This is a genomic window from Paenibacillus silagei, assembly GCF_017874735.1.
Lineage (GTDB): Bacteria > Bacillota > Bacilli > Paenibacillales > Paenibacillaceae > Paenibacillus_AQ > Paenibacillus_AQ silagei.
This window is the reverse complement of the sequence record NZ_JAGGLV010000006.1, coordinates 221,804-244,156: the sequence shown is the minus strand read 5'-3', so window position 1 is coordinate 244,156 and position 22,353 is coordinate 221,804. Positions and strand designations below refer to the sequence as shown.

Annotated in this window: 18 protein-coding genes; 11 read left to right on the top strand and 7 right to left on the bottom strand. The window is 50.4% G+C overall.

The window, feature by feature from the left end; translation table 11 throughout:
- Positions 1-16 precede the first annotated feature (16 nt).
- Positions 17-2,419, bottom strand: coding sequence for a transglutaminase domain-containing protein (locus J2Z70_RS11700; RefSeq protein WP_209872912.1), 2,403 nt, complete (start codon positions 2,417-2,419; stop codon positions 17-19).
- A 256-nt stretch (positions 2,420-2,675) separates the two neighbouring features.
- Between J2Z70_RS11700 and J2Z70_RS11695 the strand changes: the two genes are divergently transcribed.
- Positions 2,676-3,248, top strand: coding sequence for a Uma2 family endonuclease (locus tag J2Z70_RS11695; protein ID WP_209872910.1), 573 nt, complete (start codon positions 2,676-2,678; stop codon positions 3,246-3,248).
- A 176-nt stretch (positions 3,249-3,424) separates the two neighbouring features.
- On the opposite strand, the gene J2Z70_RS11690 is transcribed toward J2Z70_RS11695, so the two are convergent.
- A complete protein-coding gene (locus J2Z70_RS11690) occupies positions 3,425-4,822 on the bottom strand; it encodes a SpoVR family protein (protein ID WP_036721329.1) in 1,398 nt (465 codons plus the stop codon).
- A 112-nt stretch (positions 4,823-4,934) separates the two neighbouring features.
- Here J2Z70_RS11690 and J2Z70_RS11685 point away from each other — a divergent pair, with 112 nt between their 5' ends.
- On the top strand, positions 4,935-6,278 hold the full coding sequence (locus tag J2Z70_RS11685; RefSeq protein ID WP_209872908.1) for a competence protein CoiA family protein: 1,344 nt from the start codon (positions 4,935-4,937) through the stop codon (positions 6,276-6,278).
- Between the two features lie 38 nt (positions 6,279-6,316).
- Here the strand turns inward: J2Z70_RS11685 and J2Z70_RS11680 are convergent, their stop codons facing one another.
- Complete coding sequence (locus tag J2Z70_RS11680; RefSeq protein ID WP_209872904.1) at positions 6,317-6,640, bottom strand: hypothetical protein; 324 nt, start codon at positions 6,638-6,640, stop codon at positions 6,317-6,319.
- A complete protein-coding gene (locus J2Z70_RS11675) occupies positions 6,630-6,953 on the bottom strand; it encodes a hypothetical protein (protein ID WP_209872902.1) in 324 nt (107 codons plus the stop codon). The genes J2Z70_RS11680 and J2Z70_RS11675 overlap by 11 nt, the downstream gene beginning before the upstream one ends.
- A 148-nt stretch (positions 6,954-7,101) precedes the next feature.
- Here J2Z70_RS11675 and J2Z70_RS11670 point away from each other — a divergent pair, with 148 nt between their 5' ends.
- Positions 7,102-8,121, top strand: coding sequence for a toll/interleukin-1 receptor domain-containing protein (locus J2Z70_RS11670; protein WP_209872900.1), 1,020 nt, complete (start codon positions 7,102-7,104; stop codon positions 8,119-8,121).
- A 334-nt stretch (positions 8,122-8,455) separates the two neighbouring features.
- Here J2Z70_RS11670 and J2Z70_RS11665 read toward each other — a convergent pair whose 3' ends face one another.
- Complete coding sequence (locus J2Z70_RS11665; RefSeq protein ID WP_209872897.1) at positions 8,456-9,373, bottom strand: ArsR/SmtB family transcription factor; 918 nt, start codon at positions 9,371-9,373, stop codon at positions 8,456-8,458.
- Between the two features lie 271 nt (positions 9,374-9,644).
- Between J2Z70_RS11665 and J2Z70_RS11660 the strand changes: the two genes are divergently transcribed.
- Positions 9,645-11,441, top strand: a complete 1,797-nt coding sequence (locus J2Z70_RS11660) for a glycoside hydrolase family 2 protein (RefSeq protein WP_209872895.1) — start codon at positions 9,645-9,647, stop codon at positions 11,439-11,441.
- A gap of 34 nt (positions 11,442-11,475) precedes the next feature.
- Positions 11,476-12,591: a glycoside hydrolase family 88/105 protein gene (locus J2Z70_RS11655; protein WP_209872892.1), complete on the top strand. Its 1,116-nt coding sequence runs from the start codon at positions 11,476-11,478 to the stop codon at positions 12,589-12,591.
- A 73-nt stretch (positions 12,592-12,664) separates the two neighbouring features.
- Here the strand turns inward: J2Z70_RS11655 and J2Z70_RS11650 are convergent, their stop codons facing one another.
- On the bottom strand, positions 12,665-14,917 hold the full coding sequence (locus tag J2Z70_RS11650; RefSeq protein WP_209872889.1) for an FAD-dependent oxidoreductase: 2,253 nt from the start codon (positions 14,915-14,917) through the stop codon (positions 12,665-12,667).
- Between the two features lie 138 nt (positions 14,918-15,055).
- Here J2Z70_RS11650 and J2Z70_RS11645 point away from each other — a divergent pair, with 138 nt between their 5' ends.
- From J2Z70_RS11645 to J2Z70_RS11625, 5 genes are all read left to right on the top strand, one after another.
- On the top strand, positions 15,056-15,853 hold the full coding sequence (locus J2Z70_RS11645; RefSeq protein WP_051477728.1) for an AraC family transcriptional regulator: 798 nt from the start codon (positions 15,056-15,058) through the stop codon (positions 15,851-15,853).
- Positions 15,854-15,960: 107 nt separating this feature from the next.
- Positions 15,961-16,734 carry a GNAT family N-acetyltransferase gene (locus tag J2Z70_RS11640; RefSeq protein WP_209872886.1) on the top strand — a complete coding sequence of 258 codons (774 nt, stop codon included), beginning with the start codon at positions 15,961-15,963 and terminating at the stop codon, positions 16,732-16,734.
- Positions 16,735-16,790: 56 nt separating this feature from the next.
- On the top strand, positions 16,791-17,162 hold the full coding sequence (locus tag J2Z70_RS11635; protein WP_036721357.1) for a hypothetical protein: 372 nt from the start codon (positions 16,791-16,793) through the stop codon (positions 17,160-17,162).
- A 263-nt stretch (positions 17,163-17,425) separates the two neighbouring features.
- Positions 17,426-18,991, top strand: coding sequence for a glycoside hydrolase family 43 protein (locus J2Z70_RS11630; RefSeq protein WP_209872883.1), 1,566 nt, complete (start codon positions 17,426-17,428; stop codon positions 18,989-18,991).
- Positions 18,992-19,021: 30 nt separating this feature from the next.
- Entirely contained in the window at positions 19,022-20,473 is a 1,452-nt protein-coding gene (locus J2Z70_RS11625; protein ID WP_209872880.1) for a glycoside hydrolase family 28 protein, read from the top strand.
- A 25-nt stretch (positions 20,474-20,498) separates the two neighbouring features.
- Here J2Z70_RS11625 and J2Z70_RS11620 read toward each other — a convergent pair whose 3' ends face one another.
- The gene (locus J2Z70_RS11620; protein WP_209872878.1) at positions 20,499-21,368 is read right to left on the bottom strand and encodes a helix-turn-helix domain-containing protein; all 870 of its coding nucleotides are present in this window, start codon (positions 21,366-21,368) and stop codon (positions 20,499-20,501) included.
- 74 nt (positions 21,369-21,442) lie between these two features.
- On the opposite strand from J2Z70_RS11620, the gene J2Z70_RS11615 reads away from it, so the two are divergent.
- Positions 21,443-22,333 carry a pectinesterase family protein gene (locus tag J2Z70_RS11615; protein ID WP_245368157.1) on the top strand — a complete coding sequence of 297 codons (891 nt, stop codon included), beginning with the start codon at positions 21,443-21,445 and terminating at the stop codon, positions 22,331-22,333.
- The last annotated feature ends 20 nt before the right edge of the window (positions 22,334-22,353 follow it).

Below are 22,353 nucleotides of genomic sequence, written 5' to 3'. Positions count from 1 at the left end.
GCCTTTTCTTGTCCGTTTATTGCCCGGCTGCAGCGTCCAATTGAACCGCAACGTAGCTTCCAAGCTCAACCATGCCTGCACTATCCAGCTTGGCGGCATCGTGTTGCTTGATGACCTCGGCGGTTTTCTGCATGAGCTCCGAGCTGTCGGTATTGCCCAGAACGCGCAGAACTACCAGCGTCTCGCCTTTCTTCAGCTGTTCGGCCAGCTTGGTCTTGTAGGCTTCCAGGGAATCTACTTCCAGTCCTTGCGTCACGTAATAATCGTAGGCATTGCTGGTGGCCTTGAACTGAGGCAGCTCATGGTCCAGCCAGTAGGCCTTGTCCATCACATACTCTACATCGGAGGCTGTAGCGTCATTGGAGTTATAGAGCAGATAAGGAAGTCCGGTATTGGTGGCGTTATTGGTCGGGTCAACGTTGACCCATTCGTCGCCAATCTTCACCTTGTTCCAGGCGTGATTCACGCCGCTCATGGTTCCTGTGACGACCATCGAAGGGACCTGGACGAGATCAGAGAGCAGCTGGAAGGTATGGGCATAGCTCATGCATACGCCGACTTTTTTAACCAGAATGCCATAGGTATTGAAAGAATCGTTATACTTCGAATCTACTGTCTTGAACTCCTGCTCCATGGCATTCTCCAGTGCAGCATCGTCATAGGCGGTGTTATCATTCAGATAATCGTAGATTGCCATCTGCTTCTCATCCGCGCTCATGCCTTCCTTGATCACAGCGGCGATTACTTTATCTGCCTCGGCAAGGATCTCCTTCTGCTTGGAGCGGATGATCTCGGCAGAATCATCGTACTTCACATTCAGCGTCAGCTTCTCATAATCGTAGCCATAGCCGCGGAAGCCGAGAATGAGCGGGTTCTGGTAGACTACCTTCTCAATTACATCCACCAGGGTACGGGCATTCTGCGCCTCCGGGAAGGCTTGCAGCGAGATTTCGGTGTCGCCGTTCATCAGGGTCAACGCGAGATATTCCTCCAGCGCAGAGTCTGCATGAATCAGGTCTGCACGTATCGTGGTGCCCGGAACCGCCTGCTTGTTGCCTTCCTCTACCTTGCTCTTGGTATTTTCTTTTTGCTGTTCGATGACATTATCTCCAGGTTCACTGGCGTTGCCGTTATTGTTGTTGTCAATGATGGTCGGTACATCCGGTGCAGGCACATAATCCGTGTCATTCTGCGGCTCCACATACCCGGGATTCGCCTTGTTGCTCTGGGCGGCTGCAAGACTGGTAATATCCGCTTCCGTCAACTGCGTAACCTGGACATAGCCTTTGAGCGCAGTACCTTGTATCGTGTACGGGACATCGGTTGGACCGGAAGCCTTAAGAGTCACAGCTCCGGTATCGTACATCACTGTTACTGAGGCTTTGGAGCCGTCAATGAACTGGACCGGAACGGTCTTGGGCAGCTCTTTGGCATTCTTGTACAATTTCAGGTTGATGTTATCCTCAGGAGCCACGGTGCGCGGCAGCCGTTTGGATAATGCCACGGTGTCCACCGAGCGGCTGAATCTGGATTCTTTGTCTCCCTGAACGGCAGTAACGTAATATTCCCCTTGCACATTGTTGTTCTGGACGCTTGTAATGGTCTCATCCACAATCCCGAGCGCACCGCGGCCGTCCTTCATGAAGTCGTTATACGCATTGCCCTGTACCGTTGCAATCTTCAGCGGACGCTGATCCGCATAGCCCTGCTCGGCGCCGCTGAGCGGCTCATTGATGTTCTCCATTGTAATATGGGAGGCGCTGTAAATATTGTAGCTTTCCGCGCCCGGAACTTCATTCCACACCAGAGTCAGTCTTCCGTCAGGACTGATGTCGGCTTGCAGCGTCGGCGTGGGCAGATCCGATTTCACCGTAAACGGGATGATCACCGGCTGCTTCAGCAGAGTAGGCGACTTGGCGTCCAGGTCATAGTTGAGCCGGATGTAGTAGACCGGGGCGTTCCCCCAGGAACTGTCTCCCGTGGCACGCAGAGAATCGGAGGGAAGGACGCCGAAGCCGAGCGGCTTGATGGAGTACACGCTTTTGCCGTCTACGAGCTGTGAATCCTCAAGGGTCGCGACCTTGCTCTCCGGCAGCGCCTCGATATCGGTATGTACGGATAACGTCTTGCCAATGGCTTCTGAGCCAAGATCGGTATTGAATCTGAAGATGAATTCCATATCCTGCTCCACATTATACATAGGCATGATGCCCGGATTGTGATCTGCTTCGTCCGAATCATACTTGTGCTTCAGATCGTACACGGTCTGTGAAGCCTCCGGCGGAGGGTTCCCCGAAGTGTTCTTCGTCTCGGCAGTTGCCGTGGTGGCCGGGCTGGACGAAGGTGCTGGACTTCCTTCTTTGCTGCCCCCCATGCAGCCTGTCAGAATCACACACATGATGAGCAACAGTATTGCCATTTGTTTCACTTTCACTTACGTCCTCTCCCGTCTGGTTTCTATATGAGGGTAATTGTAGACTATCCAGAATTACCCATTATAAATCACAGGAGATATTTAACCCATACAGATACTATTAAAACAAAATTGGGATAATTTATATTTAAGTATTTTTTGCAGCAGGGGATCGGGGGGATGGGGCGCTGAGTATTGGCGGTGATTCATGTTATAATTCACTTACACGTAATCCGCTAGGAAGCGAAGGAGGCAGATCCAAGTGTCGAATCCGGATGAGCAGAAGCAGCATTCGTATCAGGATTGGTTGTCATGGGACGGTGGATGGGAATTAATTAACGGCAAAGCCTATAATATGTCACCAGCGCCTACAGCCCTGCAACAGTATGTAGTAGGAGAGCTGTATTTTGCACTGCGTACGCACCTGGAAAATAAGAGCTGTCATGTGTTTGTCGCTCCGTTCGATGTGTTCTTCAGCGAGGATGATTCTGCTTCTTCGATGCCTGATCATGTGACACAGCCAGATCTGTCTGTGGTCTGTTCAAAGAATCAGATTTCCAAGAACGGCTGCCACGGCGCTCCGACGATGATTATCGAAGTACTCTCACCATACACTGCACTTAAGGACTTCAATGAGAAGTTTAATCTATATCAGAAATACGGCGTCCAGGAATATTGGATCGTTGACCCCGGCAACCGCACGGTTCATGTATATGCGCTGCGGGATGGCGTCTATCAGGTGAGGGACTTATATTCGGAGCTGGATAGCGTGCGGTCAAATGTGTTTAAGGATTTTCAGCTGCCGCTGGGCAACCTGTTTGACCTGCAAATCTGATACAACAAGTAGAAACGGCTTCGCCGTCCTCTTAAAGGACGGTACCGTTTCAGCGAGAAATAGAAGGATAAGCTATCATGTGCAACGTATAAATTCTTATATTTTCAAAAACAAGCCGCAGCGTAATTGCACATAGCAACTACACTGCGGCTTATTGTGCGAACCCATATGTTTCTTTACATAAACCGCCGCTGCACCTTTTTGCCGTCATAGGTGAACAGGGCATTTTTGTCTTCCACAACGGTCTGTAGATGCACGGTGCGGCCCCAGAGGGCATAGATATGCGGGAGCGTGCGCTCCAGATATTTCAGATCCAGCTCAATGCTCTCGTAGCGGTGGGCAATCAAGAGTTCGCCGTTCCGCTCATAATCGGCATCTTGGATGACGAGGTACGGGGAGCCGCCGTTCACCCGGGCCAGCACCAACTGGTCGCGCACATTCTCCCATGCCTTATCGGTAATTTTCCACTCCGGGCCTTTTTTCTCGAATACATAGAGGTCCAGGTCGTTCACCAGTTCCTTTGAGAGATAGCTGCGGATGAACGAGATGTCGGAATCCAGCTCGCGCACCTCGAACATTTTGTCCCGGTCCCAGCGGCGCTCAATATCCTCGAAAATCTTCAGCCCCAGATAGTAAGGATTCAGGCTCTGGCGGGAGGGCTGGACCACCGATGAATTCAGCTTGGCGTATTCGACAGTCTCTTCTGGGGTAAGGTCCAGCTCGCGCATGATCCGCTGATGCCAGTAGGAGGCCCAGCCTTCGTTCATGATTTTGGTCTCCATCTGCGGCCAGAAATAAAGCATCTCGTCATGCAGCATCGTCATGATGTCGCGCTGCCAGTCCTCCAGAGCGGTGGAATACTGCTGGATGAACCAGACGATGTCCTTTTCCGGCTCCGGGGGGAAAGTGCGTTTGCCAGCGGTTTCCGGCACTGGCGGGACGTCATCACTCTTTTCCAAGTCCCACAGTTCACTGTAAGCATTAGCCGGTCCAGGCCCGCCGGGAGGGGAGTCCTTGCGCTCTTTCATTTTGGCTTCGAGCAGATGGGTCTTGCCCAGCTTGCGCGGCTGGATCAGGCTGGGATCGATATGCTCCTGGATCGCCAGCACGGAATCAATGAAGCTTTCTACAGTGTCTGTGCCATAAGTGACGGAATAATCATTGATGCGGTCGGCGGTGGCCGCCATGCTCTCGACCATATCCCGGTTGGACATGGAGAAGCGCATATTGTTCTTGAAGAAATCGCAGTGCGCCAGCACATGCGCGACAATCAGCTTGTTCTGCACCAGGGAGTTGCCGTCAAGCAGAAAGGCGTAGCACGGATTAGAGTTGATGACCAGCTCATAAATTTTGCTCAGGCCAAAATCGTATTGGGCCTTCATTTTATGAAAAGTCTTGCCAAAGCTCCAGTGCCCGAACCGGGTAGGCATCCCGTACGCACCGAAGGTATAAATAATATCCGCCGGACATATCTCATAACGCATCGGATAAAAATCGAGCCCGAACCCGGAAGCAATCTCCGTAATCTCGGCAATCGACCGCTCCAGCGCTTTAATCTCATCATCACCGGGCATGCATCCATCTCTCCTTCCAGCTTGTGAACCGTTCTTCCTATGTATATGGGGGGAGGGGAGGGAGTATGATGGGGGGATGTTGAAGAAGGAAGCAGGAATTAATTAGAATAATGTGGAAGCTAATAATATCAAATTGTTTGGAGGTGCTAGGATGGATGTCGCTTTGTACGAGGGGGAAACACTTAATATTACAGTAGAGATCAGCAGGTATAGTAATGCAGAAAAAGAGAGAATGATTGATAAATATCGGAAAGCCGCTGAGAAGAAGGCAATGATCTGCCCTTTTTGCTTTGAGGAGCTACGGTTACGCGCTGGAGAAATTAATGAAATACACTTTGCACATCTCAAGGGTAAGTCATGTCAGGGAGCAGAGGCATACGATACATATCATAATCAAACGAAGCGAGAGAGTAAAAAGCATTCCGTTATTAAGGAGATTATCTATAACGAGCTTAAAGGTCAGGAACTAATAAGATCAGATTTGAAAGTTGAATACGGCTACAAAGAAAAAGCTGAAGAGAAATGGAAGCATTACCCTGACATTTATCTAAATAAAAATGGTCGTGAATTTGCCGTTTCTGTGATTACAAATGTCCATGAGATTGGCGACGAAAAGATAGTAAAAATAATTAATAAACGGAATAAGTACTTTAAGGAAAAAGGTCTTGAATCGATCTGGTTTGTGGAAGACAGGGAGTTAGCGGATGATTACGAGCATAGAGTTCTTCACCTATGGGAAGCAGAGTATGGTTTGGCCATAAAGACAGAAGAGGATTACAAATGGGATAAATTATTGAAGGAACTAAGTGAGGTATTTCCAGGCCAGAATATTCCTCGTTTGTTTGGATACAGAGCACATGGCACAATGAATCTAGATGTTAGAAGTCTGTACTATGTTCACTCCATCGGAGATGAAATTACATTCTCTGTATATAGACTGATCCTAGATCAAATGAAGTCACCATTTAGAGGATTTACACTAACTAAAGGCTATCAGATGAATATCTCGCAAGCGTTGATTATTCGGGATGAAATTCAGCTCAGCGATAAGGATCAAGAGGAGATGAACAGGCTCGAATTTTCCAATCAAGTACTAGTTCAGATTGAGGCATTAAAAGCCGAGGCAATGTTAAGCAGAGAAGCCAATGAACTCAGGTATGAGCAGCAGGCTAGGGAGGAGTATTTTGCTTCAACTGTTCAAGAAACAATAGGCGAAATAGCCGAACCTTATATGACAGTAGATATTGACGTGGTCGAGTATGTCTCAAAATTAAAATATCTATCGCTGTCTCACCAAGAAGCTAAAGCGCTGTTTTATTATCTTAAAGTACATAGAGGCGAACTCGAGGATTATGGATTGACACTAACAGAAGTGAAGAATGCGGTCAGATATGCTTTAGGGAAAATTAGTGAGCCGAAGATCCGTGAGTGGCTTGTTGAAATAGAAATACTATAGGACAAAAAATAGCCTAATCCATGCTTCCATGGGTTAGGCTATTCTCCATCTGGATCAATTCCCCAAAATACATAATGAGACATTCCAGTATTAGCAAAATAACAAGCATCCACATACACTTCACGAAGATCCTCATCAACTCTATATATAATGATCACATTACCGATTAGTACCCAGAAGTATCCGTTAAACTCAAAACCAGGGAAGTCAGAAACTCCATCAGCTTTGTAATTAGGTTCATCAGTCAAAATGTCTATAGAACGCTTAAAAACGTTTGTTGGATTCACTTTGAACCTCCCCATACGGGCAAGAGCTACACGCGCATATGTGGTCCACAGAACATTGTAGCGGTCATTGTTCATTCTGGATCTCTTTCAGTAATTGTGCAAATTCATCTTCACTGTTACTGTATGTGGAAATTCCGTTCTCACGGTCTCTCTGAGCTTGTCGAAGTTGAGACAGAACATCCTCATCTTTGAATATGACGGATGTCATTCTTTTCTTCTGTTCATCAGTAAATTCAGGTTCATCTTTCCTCTGAAGCGTAACATTAAATCCGAAATTTTCCTCGATCAATTGCACCAGATCTTTAAGTTCAACATAAGATTTGCCCTGAAAGCTCTGCTCCAATTGTTCCTTGGAAATGGACATGAGATCACCTTCCTTTTTGCTCATTATAACATAAGGGAGTTGTATTTCTTAAGTATGACCATTAGAAGCTCAACAATACTTGATTATTTCCTAATGCGTCACTCAAGAAGTTGATTTATAATTGAAACTAGCTTGTTGATTAGGAACTTACGTTCTATAATCGCAATATGTTATGAAATTTAAAGGGGCGAGAAAATTGGACAAAAGGTACACCGCCTTCATTAGTTACAGTTGGGACGGTCCTGCTCATGAACAATGGATTAGAAGCCTTGTAAATGATTTGCGATCACAGGGCGGTGTGGATGCCACGTGCGATCAATTTGAAGTTCAAGATAAAACGGTAAATTTAAATAAGATGATGATTAATGCAATAAGGGATAATGATTATGTCATTGTCGTACTCACAAGTTCGTACGCTCAGAGAGCAGATGATTTTCAAGGCGGAGTTGGATTTGAAACCATGTTGTCGTTACCTGCTTTAAGAACAGAACCTGATAAGTTTATATTTGTTATGCGTGAAGGGGACTATACATCCGTTTTTCCGTATCATTTACGTGATTACTATGCCATTAACTTTAGTCAGGATTCAGAATATAACGTTAAATTAGATGAACTAATCCGCCGTATATATAAGAAAGGAAGATTTGAAAAAGCGCCATTAGGCAATATTCCTCATTTTGGTGAAGTGCTGCCCAATAATACTCAGGTGCGAGAAGTTTCGACTAACAAAAATGTTTTTCATGATTTGGATTTACCTAGTGCTCATAAGGTTAGCGATCTCGATAAAAAGAAATTTATTGGCCAAAGTTATATTGAGATTTGTAGTTTATTTGAACAGCTTTTTGCTCAAATGAGCACGGAATACTCTGGATTTGAGTTTAGCAATGAGCAAATTGATACCCAGAAAAAGTTATTCCTTCTGTACTTATACGGGAATCAAATAGCGGGAGTTAAAATTTGGATTGGTGGATTAATGTATGATTCAAATTCGATTTGTCTGAGCTACGGTAATCATATAAATGTGAGATCGGACAATTCAATGAACGAAATTATAAGTGTTGATGTTAACCGAAATAACGAGATGAAACTAAAACTGACACTTAGTTTTTCTAGCAAAGATGAAACTGATACTCCAGAAAAAATAGTACGATCAATCTGGACATCTTCACTAGCATACTTGTTCAAAGCCTAATAGTTAAAAGGTGAATTCATTACTGATAATGAATAAATTATGGTTGACTAATTATAGTAATAAACATAGGAATAGCACGAATCAGTGCGACTTCATCAACCTACTTGGTGTGGCCTTCGGTATGTGCTGCAAGGATTTGCAGCTTGACGTATTGATTGGGATAAATCCTACGAACCTCTTCCCATTGCACGGCTGGCACCTCCAGTTAGGTTTGTCCTTAAATTGTAGCAGAATATGATCCATAAAAAAGCTCTCCATAAACGATCCTGCATCGTTTATGGAGAGCCTTTTTGCGTAAACCCCTTGGAGATTCGAACCCCAGCCTAAATATCCCTTATTCCGCTTCTGTGTAAAATAGTTTAAGCAGAATATTCTGCGGATAGTTTCCAAAGTGCTCCCCGAAGATGGTAAGTCCGCCTTTGTTCTTAGAATTCCCGTCAATACCAATCCTTAGCTTGATGAAGGGGGAATCTTCAATTTTTAATTGGGCGAGTGTAACCGATGATATTTTTTGACCGTCTATTCCCGTATCTTTCTTGGTGACTCTTAAATGTTTCAAAAGGCCATACTGGCTTAGTTCGTTATCCCACCAGTTTGGTGTTAATTTCCCGCGCACATCTGAGAAATTCCCCGGAGCCGTCCAGGTGCCTAAAAAAACATCGTTGATATAAAAAGCGATATCACTGGGCCAATTATTGTTGGAGCCAGGAAACTCTGAAGAGAGCTCTAAGGATAACTCTAATAATTCTGCCGTGAAATTATGGTTGAAATCATTCGGAATCATATATTCAACGAAGCCTTCGGCAAACCAAAGTAAGGATGCTTCGATCCGGTCATTGGAGACGAAGGTCCGTTGATCATCTAACTTGCCGATAATTTTCGCCTGGCTGGCTAATCCGCAGGTAGGGGTGACTGAGAAATTAGAATAGTATCCCAGCTTGATTTCATTCGTAATGACTTTAAAAGGAAGATGGAGCTTTTGCGGTAAGTTGAGGGCAACATGATCTACCGCAACAATGAAATTCTTCTTTCGGCTATCGGTAGCCTCCAGGTTGTCCTGGAGCTTGATGAGCTTGGCGTCCTCCAGTAACCGGATATGGCGTGAGACGATCGCTTTGCTTAAGTTAAGTTTTGCGGCCAGCTCACTGACAGTAAGCGGTGTATGTAACAATAGTCTAAGCATCGAAGCTCTTGTATCAGATGCCAATGCCTTCAAAACAGAAATACCATGATCGTCGAGTTCTAAGAACATAATTATACCTCCTTGTCATATCTGTGGCTTCCGCCGATTGTTGAATAGTATAACATATTGTTAACTTTTTAGTTAACAATAATAACTCTGTTAAAGCGGTGATTTTATTTTGTATACCACAAAGTTGAAAATCACAGATACCGCTGATATAAGCTTGAAAGAACGCTTTCATCATGGTAGTATTTGCTTGCCCGCGAGGAAGATTTACTATCTAAACTACAAAAAGTTAACTTTTATTGTTGTAGACTACTAAGATGGGAGCTGAAGCTAAATGACACACAGGATGGAATATCCGCGTCCGCAGTTCGTCAGAGACGCATGGCTTAATTTAAATGGAACCTGGCAATTTGAATTTGATGACAGGAATGAGGGAGCTGCACAGCGATGGTTTGATCCAGGTGAGAATTTCAGTCAGACCATTCAGGTTCCTTTTGCTTTTCAGACCCCTGCCAGCGGAATACACGATACCACGTTTCATGACTATGTCTGGTATAAACGCAATTTCACACTCGATCCGGACTGGTATCAGAAGCGGGTGATATTACATTTTGGAGCGGTAGATTATAGAGCTTGGGTGTATGTGAATGGTCAATATATCGGGATGCATGAGGGCGGACACACTTCATTTTCGTTTGATATTACCCATGCCTTAACCGGACAGGAGGAACAGATAACGGTTCACGTGGAGGACCCATCAACAGACGAGACCATACCCCGGGGCAAACAGTTCTGGTTAGAGCAGCCCGAAAGCATCTGGTATACGCGCACGAGCGGGATTTGGCAGACTGTGTGGCTGGAGGCGGTCAACCCTGTGCATATTCAGCAGGTGAAGTTTACGCCGGATTTGGACCAAGGGAGTGTTGGGATAGAGGTTAAATCGGAGGGACATGGATCAGAAGAATTAGATTTGGAGCTTCGTATTTCCTTTGGCGGAGCACTTGTGATTCAGGACCGGATACGATTGTTACAGCCTATAACACGCAGAATGGTAGATCTGTTTGGCTTAAAAATATTCCGCACAAACTTTCACCGCGCCGGCTGGACATGGAGCCCGGAAGCTCCTAATTTGTTCGATGTGGAAATGAAGCTGTACGATCACGGGGTTGAGGTCGATTCGATAGAGTCGTATTTCGGCATGCGGAAGGTTCATACAGAGAATGGTATGGTCTACCTGAATAACAAACCGTATTACCAGAAGCTTGTACTGGACCAGGGGTATTGGCAGGAAGGATTGCTTACAGCGCCAACGGATGAGCATCTGAAGAAGGATATTGAATTAGCCAAAGAATTAGGATTCAACGGCTGCCGTAAGCATCAGAAGGTCGAGGACCCGCGGTTTTTATACTGGGCTGACCGGATTGGGTTCCTGGTATGGGGAGAATGTGCGGCGAACGCCTCTTACAATAATGATGCTGTAGCCCGGTTAACCAAAGAATGGATTGAGATTATTGACCGTGACTTCAATCATCCCTCGATTGTGGCCTGGGTCCCGCTTAACGAGAGCTGGGGGATTCCGCTGGTGAAATCGGATAAGCAGCAGCAGTATCACAGCGTAGCCATGTATAGTCTGATTCATTCATTGGATAATACCCGGTTAGTGATATCGAATGACGGATGGGAAATGACGATGACTGACATCTGTGCGGTACACAATTATCAGCACGGCAGAGCAGATGAGCCCGATAAGTATGAAGAGTTCAAGCGGATTCTTTCTACAAAAGATACGATGCTTGCTTCTAAGCCATCGGCCCGCAGTGTATATGCAGACGGTTATGAGCATCGGGGCGAGCCGATCTTGTTGACTGAATTCGGTGGTATAAGCTACAAGGCTGGCGCTGACGACGGCTGGGGATATACCAGTGCACAATCTGCAGAGGATCTTGTTCAGGAATACGGAAGAATCATGAAGGCGGTATACGCGTCCAAGATTATTTATGGATATTGTTATACACAGTTAACGGATGTGGAACAGGAGATTAACGGCCTGGTTGCCTATGACCGGACACCCAAATGCGATCTGGCGTTAATTAAAGAAATTAATGATCAGTGGCATCTGCGGACCATTTAAGCGGACCTAAGGAATAATAAGGAGCTGATAATCGATGACAAATGAACTATTGCTTGAGAAGATCGGGCTGGTCGTAGACAGGCTTATGAACCTGGGCGGCAGCGACTATGAAAAGGATAAAACTGTGGTTCAGGCCGATACCAGAGTAGGGATTGTGCAACGGGATTTCGGCATTGAAGAATGGGATTGGCCTCAGGGCGTAGGTCTTTATGGTCTGTACAAGCTGCAAAAGTATTATGGCGATACGCGCTATATGGAATTTTTCCGGAATTGGGTTTCCCGTAACCTGGAGGCAGGCCTGCCTTCCAAAAACATTAATACAACCGCTCCTTATCTGCCTCTGGTGCTGCTTCTGGATCAGCTTGAGCCTTCCAGCGAACTGGAGGAGCTATGCCGGGAGCATGCGGATTGGCTCATCCATGAGCTGCCCAAAACGAAAGAAGGCGGCTTTCAGCATACGGTCACTGCCATCGGCAACCGGGATGGAATTCACCTGCACAATGGACAGTTATGGATTGATACGCTTTTTATGGCGGTTCTGTTTCTGAATCAGGCGGGGCGCAAGTTTAACCGGCCGGAGTGGGCGCATGAGGCTGAACACCAGATTCTGCTGCATATCAAATATTTGTTCGACAAGCATACCGGCCTGTTCTTCCACGGCTGGAGCTTCGAACGCAATGATAATTTCGGCAGCATCTTCTGGTGCCGCGGTAATTCCTGGTTCACGTATGGCATCGTTGATTACCTGGAAGCCTGCCAGGGTTCGATTAGCCCGGGGCTCCGGCGGTTTCTGATTGATACGTATACGGCTCAGGTCAATGCCCTGGTATCCCTCCAGGCAGCCTCCGGTCTGTGGCATACCGTCCTGCAGGACCCATCCAGCTATGAAGAGGTATCCGGGTCGGCCGCAATTGCCGCAGGGATGATCAAAGGCATCAAGTCCGGTATTCTGGATGCCTCCTATCAGACTGCGGCAGACAATGCCATTCAGGCAGTATGTCAAAATGTAAGCGGAGACGGAACCGTGCTGAATGTGTCGGCCGGAACCGGTATGGGAATGGATAAGGAGCATTACAAGAACATTGCTCTCAGACCTATGGCCTACGGACAGTCTTTGGCTCTTATTGCTTTATATGAAGCGTTAAACTAAACGGCAAAAAGCCTAATCCTTGAGCATTTACGCCAAAGGATTAGGCTTTTTTTCACTTGTTCCCCGAAGCTGGTTACTCGTACACCCGCACCTCAATAATCTCCGCATACTCACTGCCGTTGGTCTCAAGCACCACCACGCGAAGGCGATCGGCTCTCACAGCTTCGTTCAGCGTGTGTACCCGCTTGCGCTTGTGGTTGTAACGTTCCCCGGCAACTGAGGTCCATTTGCCGTCCAGGTAAGCTTCAATACGATACTCCTTAACGAGTGTTGGCAGGATTTCGTAAGGCGTAATATGATGATGCAGGTTGATCAAGTCCTCGTTGACATCGTCGTTGAAGGTAACGTGAACCTCGCGCAGAGTTACCGGCTCGTTCCAGGCCAGCTCCAGCCATTCCGGCTGATCGGAGGCCATCCGGTCAGAGGACCACATATGCGGACCGCCGTACGGGCGGAGGTAGCCGTCGATAACTTTATCCGCAGCGAAGGCACTCGTTATCCCGGACAGGCGGAGACACGGGGCTTTGTGGTCGAATTTCTTTTTGTCCCACTGCACTACGGGCTGTGCAGGCGGATTCTCGCCGAAATCCCGCGAGGCTGCGGGGGTGTCACTATGCCCGTAGGCGAGCATTCCTGAAGCGGGCTCATCCGCCATATGCAGCGACAGTGCAGGATTGGCCTTCAAGATCAGGAACGCGTTGCGCGGTGACTCCGGCTTCCATTGCAGCGGAAGCTTCACCCACTGCACGGGTCCAGCCTGAACGGGAGTTGATGCAGATTGAACCAGCGTATGGGGAACATAATTCTCCGGCCGTCCGGTCTCCCATAGCTCGACGGTCAGCTCTGCGGCTTCGGCCGCATCGATCAGCAGCTCAATTCCGTCCAGCCCCGGATCGGCCGCAACGGTGATGCCGATGTTCGCTGTGAGCGGGACGCTGAATGCGGATTGCTCCACACCGAACCGGCTCCGCTCACTGGAAGCGCTGAGCGCAGCCTTCAGCGCCAGATCGGCATCATCCTCGTTGCGTAGCCCGAGGACGGAAGCATCCTGGCGCAGCATCGTCTGCTGCAGCTCGTTCAGGTGGGCCGCATGCAGTTCGCGCGGCGATATTCCCTTGGCGGCGCAGAGTGCCGCGCCGATACCGGCGGCTTCGCCGATGACCGCGCAGGTAGCCATGACGCGGGTCGTGCCGAACGCGACATGCGAGGCGCTGATGTCGCGGCCGGCCATCAGCAGATTGCTGACGTTCACCGAATACAGCGAACGGAACGGGATGTGATAGCTGCCGTCCGAATACATATGCTTCGAGCCTGACTCTGTAGCGTACACTCCCTGCGGCGGATGCAGGTCAATGGACCAGCCGCCGAACGCAACGCGGTCCGGGAATTCGCGCTGGGCCAGGATATCATTCTGATTCAGGACATAATCGCCAATGAACCGGCGGTACTCCCGCTTGCCCGGAGTCGAGCCGACCCATTCCAGCGTCATGTTGTCCGCGTCGAATTTGCCAGAGTTCTTAATATAGTCCCAGATCCCGTAGATCACAGACCACAGCTCGTCGCGGATGGCCTCATTGTCATGAACAGTGTCCTGCTCGCCGCCGAATTCGATCCACCAGTAGGCGCAGCCGTTGTCGCCGCTGCGGATGATGCGGCGCTCGGCAATAGAGGTTTGTGTAATATCCTTTGCCATGGCTGGAGCGATATATTTGACCGGATGGCCTGCGTCCTTGGTATAGAAAAGCAGTGTGCTTCCGAGCGTAATATCATCTGCGACCAGCGGCGCCCATTCCTCATTATATTCTTCGCGTGCTTCACGGCCCAGCCGGTACTCTGCCCCTGCCAGAAAGCCTACCAGGCCATCCCCCGTACAGTCCAGAAAGACCGCGCTTTCAAAAGTAATTCTCCGCTCCGACCCCATCATCCACCCGGTCACGGACCGGATGCTCCGCTGGCCGCTGGCATCCTTGGAAGCATCGACCTCATGAACATCCGTGTTCAGAAACAGCTGAATGTTCGGCTCGGCCTTAACCGCTTCAAGCACAACCATATCCCAGAGATACGGATTGCCGTCTTTGTTGCGGTACTGGTTCTCCACAAACAGCTCGCCCATAATCCCCGTTTCACGGGCATACCGGTGGATACCGTGCGAGGTTGCACCGCATACCCATACCCGCACCTCACTGCTGGAGTTACCGCCGAGCACCGGACGGTTATTAATCAGCGCCACACGCTGGCCCAGACGGGCTGCCGCAATCGCCGCGCATACCCCTGCCAGTCCGCCGCCTACCACAGTTACATCCGTGTTGACCGTTTCACTACGCATTGTTGAACCTCTCCTTTGGTGTGTGTTAATATATCCGTAGTTTCATGATAGAATAATCAATAATCAAATGAAATGCATATAATTTCTTGATTTATACACTTTATTTCATTGAATAATGCATCTGAGGGGAGTCAGAACATGCGCATGAATTGGTCGGTTCGTCCGGCAGCCCACATCTATTGGGAGCAGAAAAAACAGTTCCTGCTGGAGCACGACACCTACCCTGTGTGGACCTTATTTGCGGTGGAGCAGGGACAATTCGCTTACCGCTTCGGAGACCACGAAGGGGAAGGAGGGTCCGGGGACATCATTGTATGTCCGCCGGGGACAACCTTTTACCGGAGAACGCTTAGTCCGTTGACCTTTCATTTCATACAATTCGAATGGGAGGAAGAGGGGGGACCGGAGGACGCCGCAACGCTTGGAGGCAGATGGACTGTCAGGGATGTGGAGCGCCTGATGTCTACCTACCGCTATATGCGGAGTATCGGAAGAGGGATTCAGGAGGAGCCGGGCTATAGCCGGATGAAGCATATGCTGGAGGATCTGTGGAGGCTGCTTGAAATCGAGCGCAGCAGTGCATCCGAGGAGCTGCGCTCTGGAGAGACAAGCCCGGGCCCGCTGATGCAACAGGCTAAGCAATGGCTGCTGGAGCATGCCTGTACACCTATGACCCTGCAGGAGCTGGCCGCTACCCTTGATATTACTCCGGTACAATTAACGCGGCGATTCCGTGCGGCCTTCGGGACGGCCCCTTCAGACTTTGTAACTGGACTCCGGCTCAGACGCGCCTGCCAGCTCTTGGAGGATTCAAGGTTGCCCATTGAACTGATCGCCCAGCAGTGCGGTTACGAGAACGGCTTCTACCTGAGCCGGGTGTTCACGGCGAAGCTGGGATTAACGCCATCCCGGTACCGTAAGCTGCACCGTGTGTAATTAATAACAATTGTATAATTCAGTATATTGCATTACTATGTAATTAGTTAATTATCTAATTTGATATATACTAAATGTTTTTTCACTGTAGAAAGGATTGAATGGTAATGAAAGAGGATGCTTCTGTCATCGCCGCCAGAAATATTATGGATGCCAGCCAAGGTAAGCGATATCCCACATTTGCGTATTCGGTATTAGATCGTTACATTGACGGGGACATCATCATCGATAAGTCTTCGGCGCTGATCGGTACTTCTTCAGGTATTTATGCAGTGGTGGGGGATGAGACAAATGATGATTTTGCACCCATGCTTATGCACGAATTCAAGCGTCGAGAGATGCTTAATCAGAGATTTACGTTATTTTCATCCTCTGAACGATGGGATCGCAGAATCAATGAGCTTTTAGGGGCGAAGCTGCAGCGGATGCCGAGGTATTCTTTTACATTCAATGAGCACCGTTTCATGCAATCGCAAAGAGCGGGTATACCGGATGGCTTCCGGCTGAACAGGACGAACAAGGAATCGCTTGAGGTGAATAGAGAGTTCGATGCAGCGTACATCCGGAAATACTGGGGATCGGTGGAGCGTTTTGCGGACAAGGGCTTCGGTTTCTTTGTTACAGAACACGATGTAATTGCTGGGGAATGTGTCTCTATATTCTCGTCCGAACAGTACGCTGAAATTGATATAGTGACGAATCCTTTGTTTAGGGGAAAGGGCGTGGCTCAATGTGTTGCCGAAGCTTTTATCCTAGAGTGCTTAGAACGTCAGATCACGCCAAGATGGGACTGTGACCTTCACAATATTGCCTCTATCCGGTTAGCGCAGAAACTACATTTTGCCGCTCCAGAGACCTATTCGCTCTATGTGAGGAAGTAGGGCCGAATCATTGTAGTAATATATGGGTATGTAGATGGAATAGGGAGGGGAATTGTATGCTTAAGCACAGATTTAGATTATTCTTACTGGTCTCAGTATTCTTGTTGTTTGTAGCAGGTTGCGGCCCTACGAAAGCAGATGTCATTGATCAGCTAGTGTCCAAGGAAGAGAACGTACTTCACATGCATATGTTCTCCAATTCACGGGATTGGGATGACGAAGTAAATGAGGTACTTAATTCCGAGCCTGCGCTCGTGGAGCATATCCCGCATGTGACTGTGCATACAGAGGAGAAGAAGCTGAAGTGGCTGGAGGTACTGGGCCTGGAAGCGAAACGGCCCGTAATTGTAATTTTTGATCATGAACAAATGGTCTATCACACAAGTGAGCCTGAACAGCTGAGAGAGTATGCTAAAACACTTGATTAATGCAATCTGATTCAGTCTGATTCAGTCATTCCAGCAGCCGTTGCCAGAGTGAATTCTGCTTCCATAATACAGCGACAGCCAGAGACGTTATCCGTCCTCTGCTGTCGCTGTTTCTGTTTGCAGGACAAGAAAGTATAAAAAACAAGAAAAAGAACATAGAAAGCGCAAGAAAATTAAACTTATCCGAACTATAATGGGTTATGCTTACCTATCGTTGATTGAGTATTCGTACCTATTGCCCGTGTGAAGGAGGACTTCCGAATTTGAGAACATTCCGTAATCCGGTGCTGCCGGGCTTCTACCCTGATCCTTCGGCCATCCGTGTAGGAGAGGACTATTATCTGGTTACTTCAAGCTTTGAATTCTACCCCGGGGTTCCGGTCTTTCACAGCAGAGACCTTGTCCACTGGCGCCAGCTGGGCCATGTGCTGGACCGTCCGTCCCAGCTCAATCTGGACGGAATTCTCCCGTCGAGGGGGATTTGGGCACCGACTCTCCGGTACCATCAGGGTCTCTTTTATATGATCACGACATTTGTTGATAATCACAAACAGCCGCATAATTTCTATGTAACCACAGCTGATCCGGCGGGAGACTGGTCAGATCCGGTCTGGCTGGAGGATGCGCCCGGCATTGATCCCTCCCTGTTCTTCGATAAGGACGGCAAGGTCTACTACACTGGTAACCGGGTGCCTCCCGGGGGCCAGGATTATCCGAAGCATATGGACATCTGGCTGCAGGAGATTGATCTGGCGCAGGGCAGGCTTACCGGCCCGAAGCACAGTCTCTGGCAAGGTGCGCTGAAGACTGCGCATGCCCAGGAAGGGCCGCATCTGTATTCCATAGGAGGATGGTATTATCTGCTGATCGCTGAGGGCGGCACCGGCCATACCCATGCGGTAACGGTTGCCAGAAGCCGGAACGTGACGGGGCCTTATGAGGGGCACCGGGCCAACCCGATCCTGACCCACCGCCATCTCGGCAGGGAGTACCCCATAGTGAATACGGGTCACGGGGAACTTGTCGAGACGCAGCATGGGCAGTGGTGGATGCTCTGCCTGGCCTCCCGGACCTGCGGGGGATATTACCGCAACCTGGGCCGGGAGACCTTTCTGGCACCGGTCAAATGGGAGGACGAATGGCCGGTAGTGAATCCCGGTAAGGGCGTACTGGAGCTTGAGGGGCCAGCGCCGGATCTGCCGGTGACGCAGTGGCCGCTGTTGCCGGTGCGTGATGATTTTGCTGACGGGGAGCTTAGCCCCGCCTGGAACTTCCTGCGCACGCCGCGCGGTGAATTCTGGAGCCTCAGCGAGCATCCGGGACATCTGCGGCTGCGGCTGAAGCCGGAGGTGCTGGCAGAGACCGGCAATCCGGCTTATATCGGAAGACGGCAGCAGCATCTCAGCTTCAGAGCCGCAGCGGAGATGCGCTTCCAGCCGGAGGCCGCAGGCGAGAGCGCCGGACTGGCCCTCATCCAGAATGCGGATAACCACTTCCGCTATGAACGGGTGGCGGAGGATGGCAGGCAGCTGCTGAAGCTGACTGTGCGCAGCAGAGGAGCTGAGCAATTGCTGGCCTCTGCGCCTTATCCGCTGGATACCGTACAGCTTAAGGTAGAAGCCAGGGGGCAGGATTACAGCTTTTATTATAGAGCTTCAGGATCAGACACCTGGACCGCACTGCATGAACAGGCTGACGGCCGGGTGCTGAGCACGGATTGGGCCGGAGGTTTTACAGGGGCCTATATCGGAATGTACGCCAGTGCGGGCGGAGCGCAGAGCAGCAATGTTGCGGATTACGGCTGGTTCAGCTATGAAGAGCTTGAATAGATCTTGATTAGACAGAGATGGAGGAATACGATGACTAATATACATGATTCCGAAGTTTATCCAATCCCGGAGCTGCCGGAGATTCCGCAGCGGACCTTCCGTATTACAGACTATGGGGCAGAAGCTGAAGGGCTGCTCTGTACATCTGCTATACAGGATACGCTGGATGCCTGCGCAGCTGCGGGAGGAGGAACGGTGATCATCCCGCCGGGAATCTGGCGTACCGGGCCGCTGACGCTGCACAGCCGAATTAATCTGTGTGCCGAGCGGGGGGCACTGGTATGCTTTGAACCCGACTATTCGCGGTATCCCCTGCTGTTCTCCCATTACGAAGGGACTGCCGGCGGGCGGTGCCAGGCTCCGCTGGACGGAGAGGATCTGAGCGATGTAGCCATTACCGGTGAAGGCATCTTCGATGGCAGCGGTGAGGCCTGGCGTCCGGTGAAGCGCTTCAAGCGGACGGAACTGGAGTGGAATAGCCTGCTTGCCTCCGGGGGGGCCTTGGATGAACAGGGTGAGATCTGGTGGCCTTCCAAGGAAGCGCTTGCGGGAGAAGCCTGTTATCTGAGCCTGAAGAAAAAAGGCGAGACAGCAATGGAAGCCTACCTCCCTGCCCGTGCGTATCTGCGTCCAGCGCTGCTGAGCCTGCGGAATTGCCGTAGAGTGCTGCTGGAGGGGCCGACCTTTCAGAATTCTCCTGCCTGGTGTCTGCACCCCATGGGCTGTGAGCAGGTTACGATCAGACATATTCAAGTGCGCAATCCGTGGTACTCCCAGAACGGGGACGGGCTGGATCTGGAGTCCTGTACACATGCGCTGGTCGAGCACTGCGGGTTCGATGTAGGCGACGATGCCATCTGCCTGAAATCGGGCAAGGATGAGGAGGGCCGCCGGGCAGGAAGAGCTTGCCGGTACATTACGATCCGCTATTGTACGGTCTATCACGGGCATGGCGGGGTAGTGATCGGCAGTGAAATGTCGGGCGGTGTACATGCGGTCCGGGTGAACGACTGCGTGTTCATGGGTACGGACATCGGGCTGCGCTTCAAGAGTACCCGGGGAAGAGGCGGCGTAGTAGAGGATATCCGGGTGGAAAATATACAGATGTCAGGCATCGTCCATGAAGCGGTCTCCTTCCACCTGTTCTATGCCGGGGTTGAGGGGTCTGAGGGCTATGATGAGCAGGAGGTTCCAGTCACGGAGGAGACTCCGCAGTTCCGTAACATCACGCTACGGAATATGGCCTGCCACGGGGCGGCAACCGCCCTGCTGGTGAACGGGCTGCCGGAAATGCCGCTTGCTGCGCTTACGGTGGAGAATTTCAGCGCCATAAGCAGGCGGGGCATCATCCTGCGCCATGCCGCAGGTCTGAAGCTGGACCGGATCAGGCTGCAGACGCAGGAGGAGCCGCAGGTACAGATGCATAAGTGCAGTGATGTTGAGCTTGTCCGTTCAGGAGAGCTGGCCATCACAGAGCATTAAGCAGAGGTACGGGGCGGAACGGATACTACCCTCCAGACTCCGGTGCAGGCAGTGCCCCCGCTTCCTTTCGGTACTGGAGCGGGGTCAGGCCGGTTGATTTCTTGAAAGTTTTATTGAAATGGGACAGATGCTCGAAGCCGACTGCGCCTGCAATCTCCTGGATTCTGGCGGGGGTACCGGCCAGCAGGCGCTGGGCCTCGCGGACCCGGATATGGACAATATATTCCCGGAAATGAAAGCCGGTCAGGCGATGAAATACCCGGCTCAAATAGGACGGACTGATGAAAAAGTCCTTGGCGGTCTCTTCCAGCGTAAGCGCTTCCCGGTAATGGGCACGGATATAGGTGGCGACATCGGTTACCAGATGGTGCAGCGGATGGAGGGTCCCGCCGGACTGGGCCGTGCTCTCCGAACGCTGGAGCAGAATCATCAGCTCGGTCAATAGCGCAGTGACACAGGCTTCGTACAAGGGCCGACGGAGGCGGGATTCCTCCAGCATGCGGTTCAGCAGGGACTCCGCTTCATTCTGCTCGCGCAGAGTCAGCCTGAACAAGCGGTAGCGGCGGCTCTGGAACCACTGCTGCTCGTCCCTCAGCACCGGGGGCAGCAGCAGCGGGTCATAGTTGATCAGGATCCGCTCGAACTCGGCCTTCTCAGAGCTGGCCGTGGAATGGAGCTCGCGGCCGGGAATCAGAATGAGCTCGCCTTTGTGAACCGTAACCACCCGGTCGTCCACGAAATATACACGCTCCCCGTCCGTCAGATAATACAGCTCAGTCCATTGATGGCTGTGGGGGCGCGGCATGGCAGTGATGCCTTTGCGCTTCATATGCTGGATGCTGAAGCGTCCGTCTTCAAGATAATATTTGGGATTAGGGCCAGATACGCTGTTCATACATCTCCTCTTCTCCTGGAAGCTGTTACGGTTATTATAGAATACATTCAGGTTGCTGTGAAAGGAGCCGTTCAATGTTAATGATAGTCTCGAAGAATGCCGGAGAAGGATTCAGCAGTCTGCAGGAGGCGCTGGATTCCATTCCGCCGGGGGAGATGCAAGCCGTAACCATACGGATTAAGCCCGGGATCTATGAGGAAAAGGTTACGGTTGTCCGCGAAGCCCCGCCCATCCTGCTGCTGGGAGAGGATCAGCATTCCACGATTATCTCGTGGAATGATAATGCCCATACGCTCGGCGCGGACGGTGAACCGCTGCGTACCTTCCGCACCGGGACGCTGAACGTGTTCGCAGAAGGCTTCACTGCCGAGAATCTGACCATCCGCAACACTTCCGGCCCGGGAACAGGACAGGCGGTCGCGGCGTTCGTGGATGCCGGGCAGGCTGTGTTCCGGCGTGTGCGTCTGCTAGGGGATCAGGATACCCTATATACCGGGCCGGGGCGGCAATATTATGATGATTGCTACATTGAGGGGGATGTGGATTATATTTTTGGCCCGGCCACCGCGTTGTTTGACCGCTGCCATCTCCATAACAAGCGCTCCAGAGGGTATATCACAGCGGCTTCAACGCCGGAGGGAGCCGCCTTCGGTTATGTGTTCCTGGATTGCCGGATTACCGGCGGCGAAGGGGTAAGTGAGTGCTATCTCGGACGCCCTTGGCGCCCTTACGCGCATGTCGCCTTCATCCGCACGGTGATGGACGGATCGGTGACCGGAGAAGGCTGGCATAACTGGGGGCAGCCGGACCGGGAGCAGTCCAGCCGCTATGAAGAGTACGGCAGCAGCGGTCCGGGCGCTTGCCCCGAAGGCCGGGTGGCGTGGTCTCGCCAGTTAACTGCGCAGGAAGCCGCACAGTACCGGATCCTGTCTGTGCTGGACGGCTGGCATCCCGAGGGCTATTAATCACTTGGACCGTGGTACAC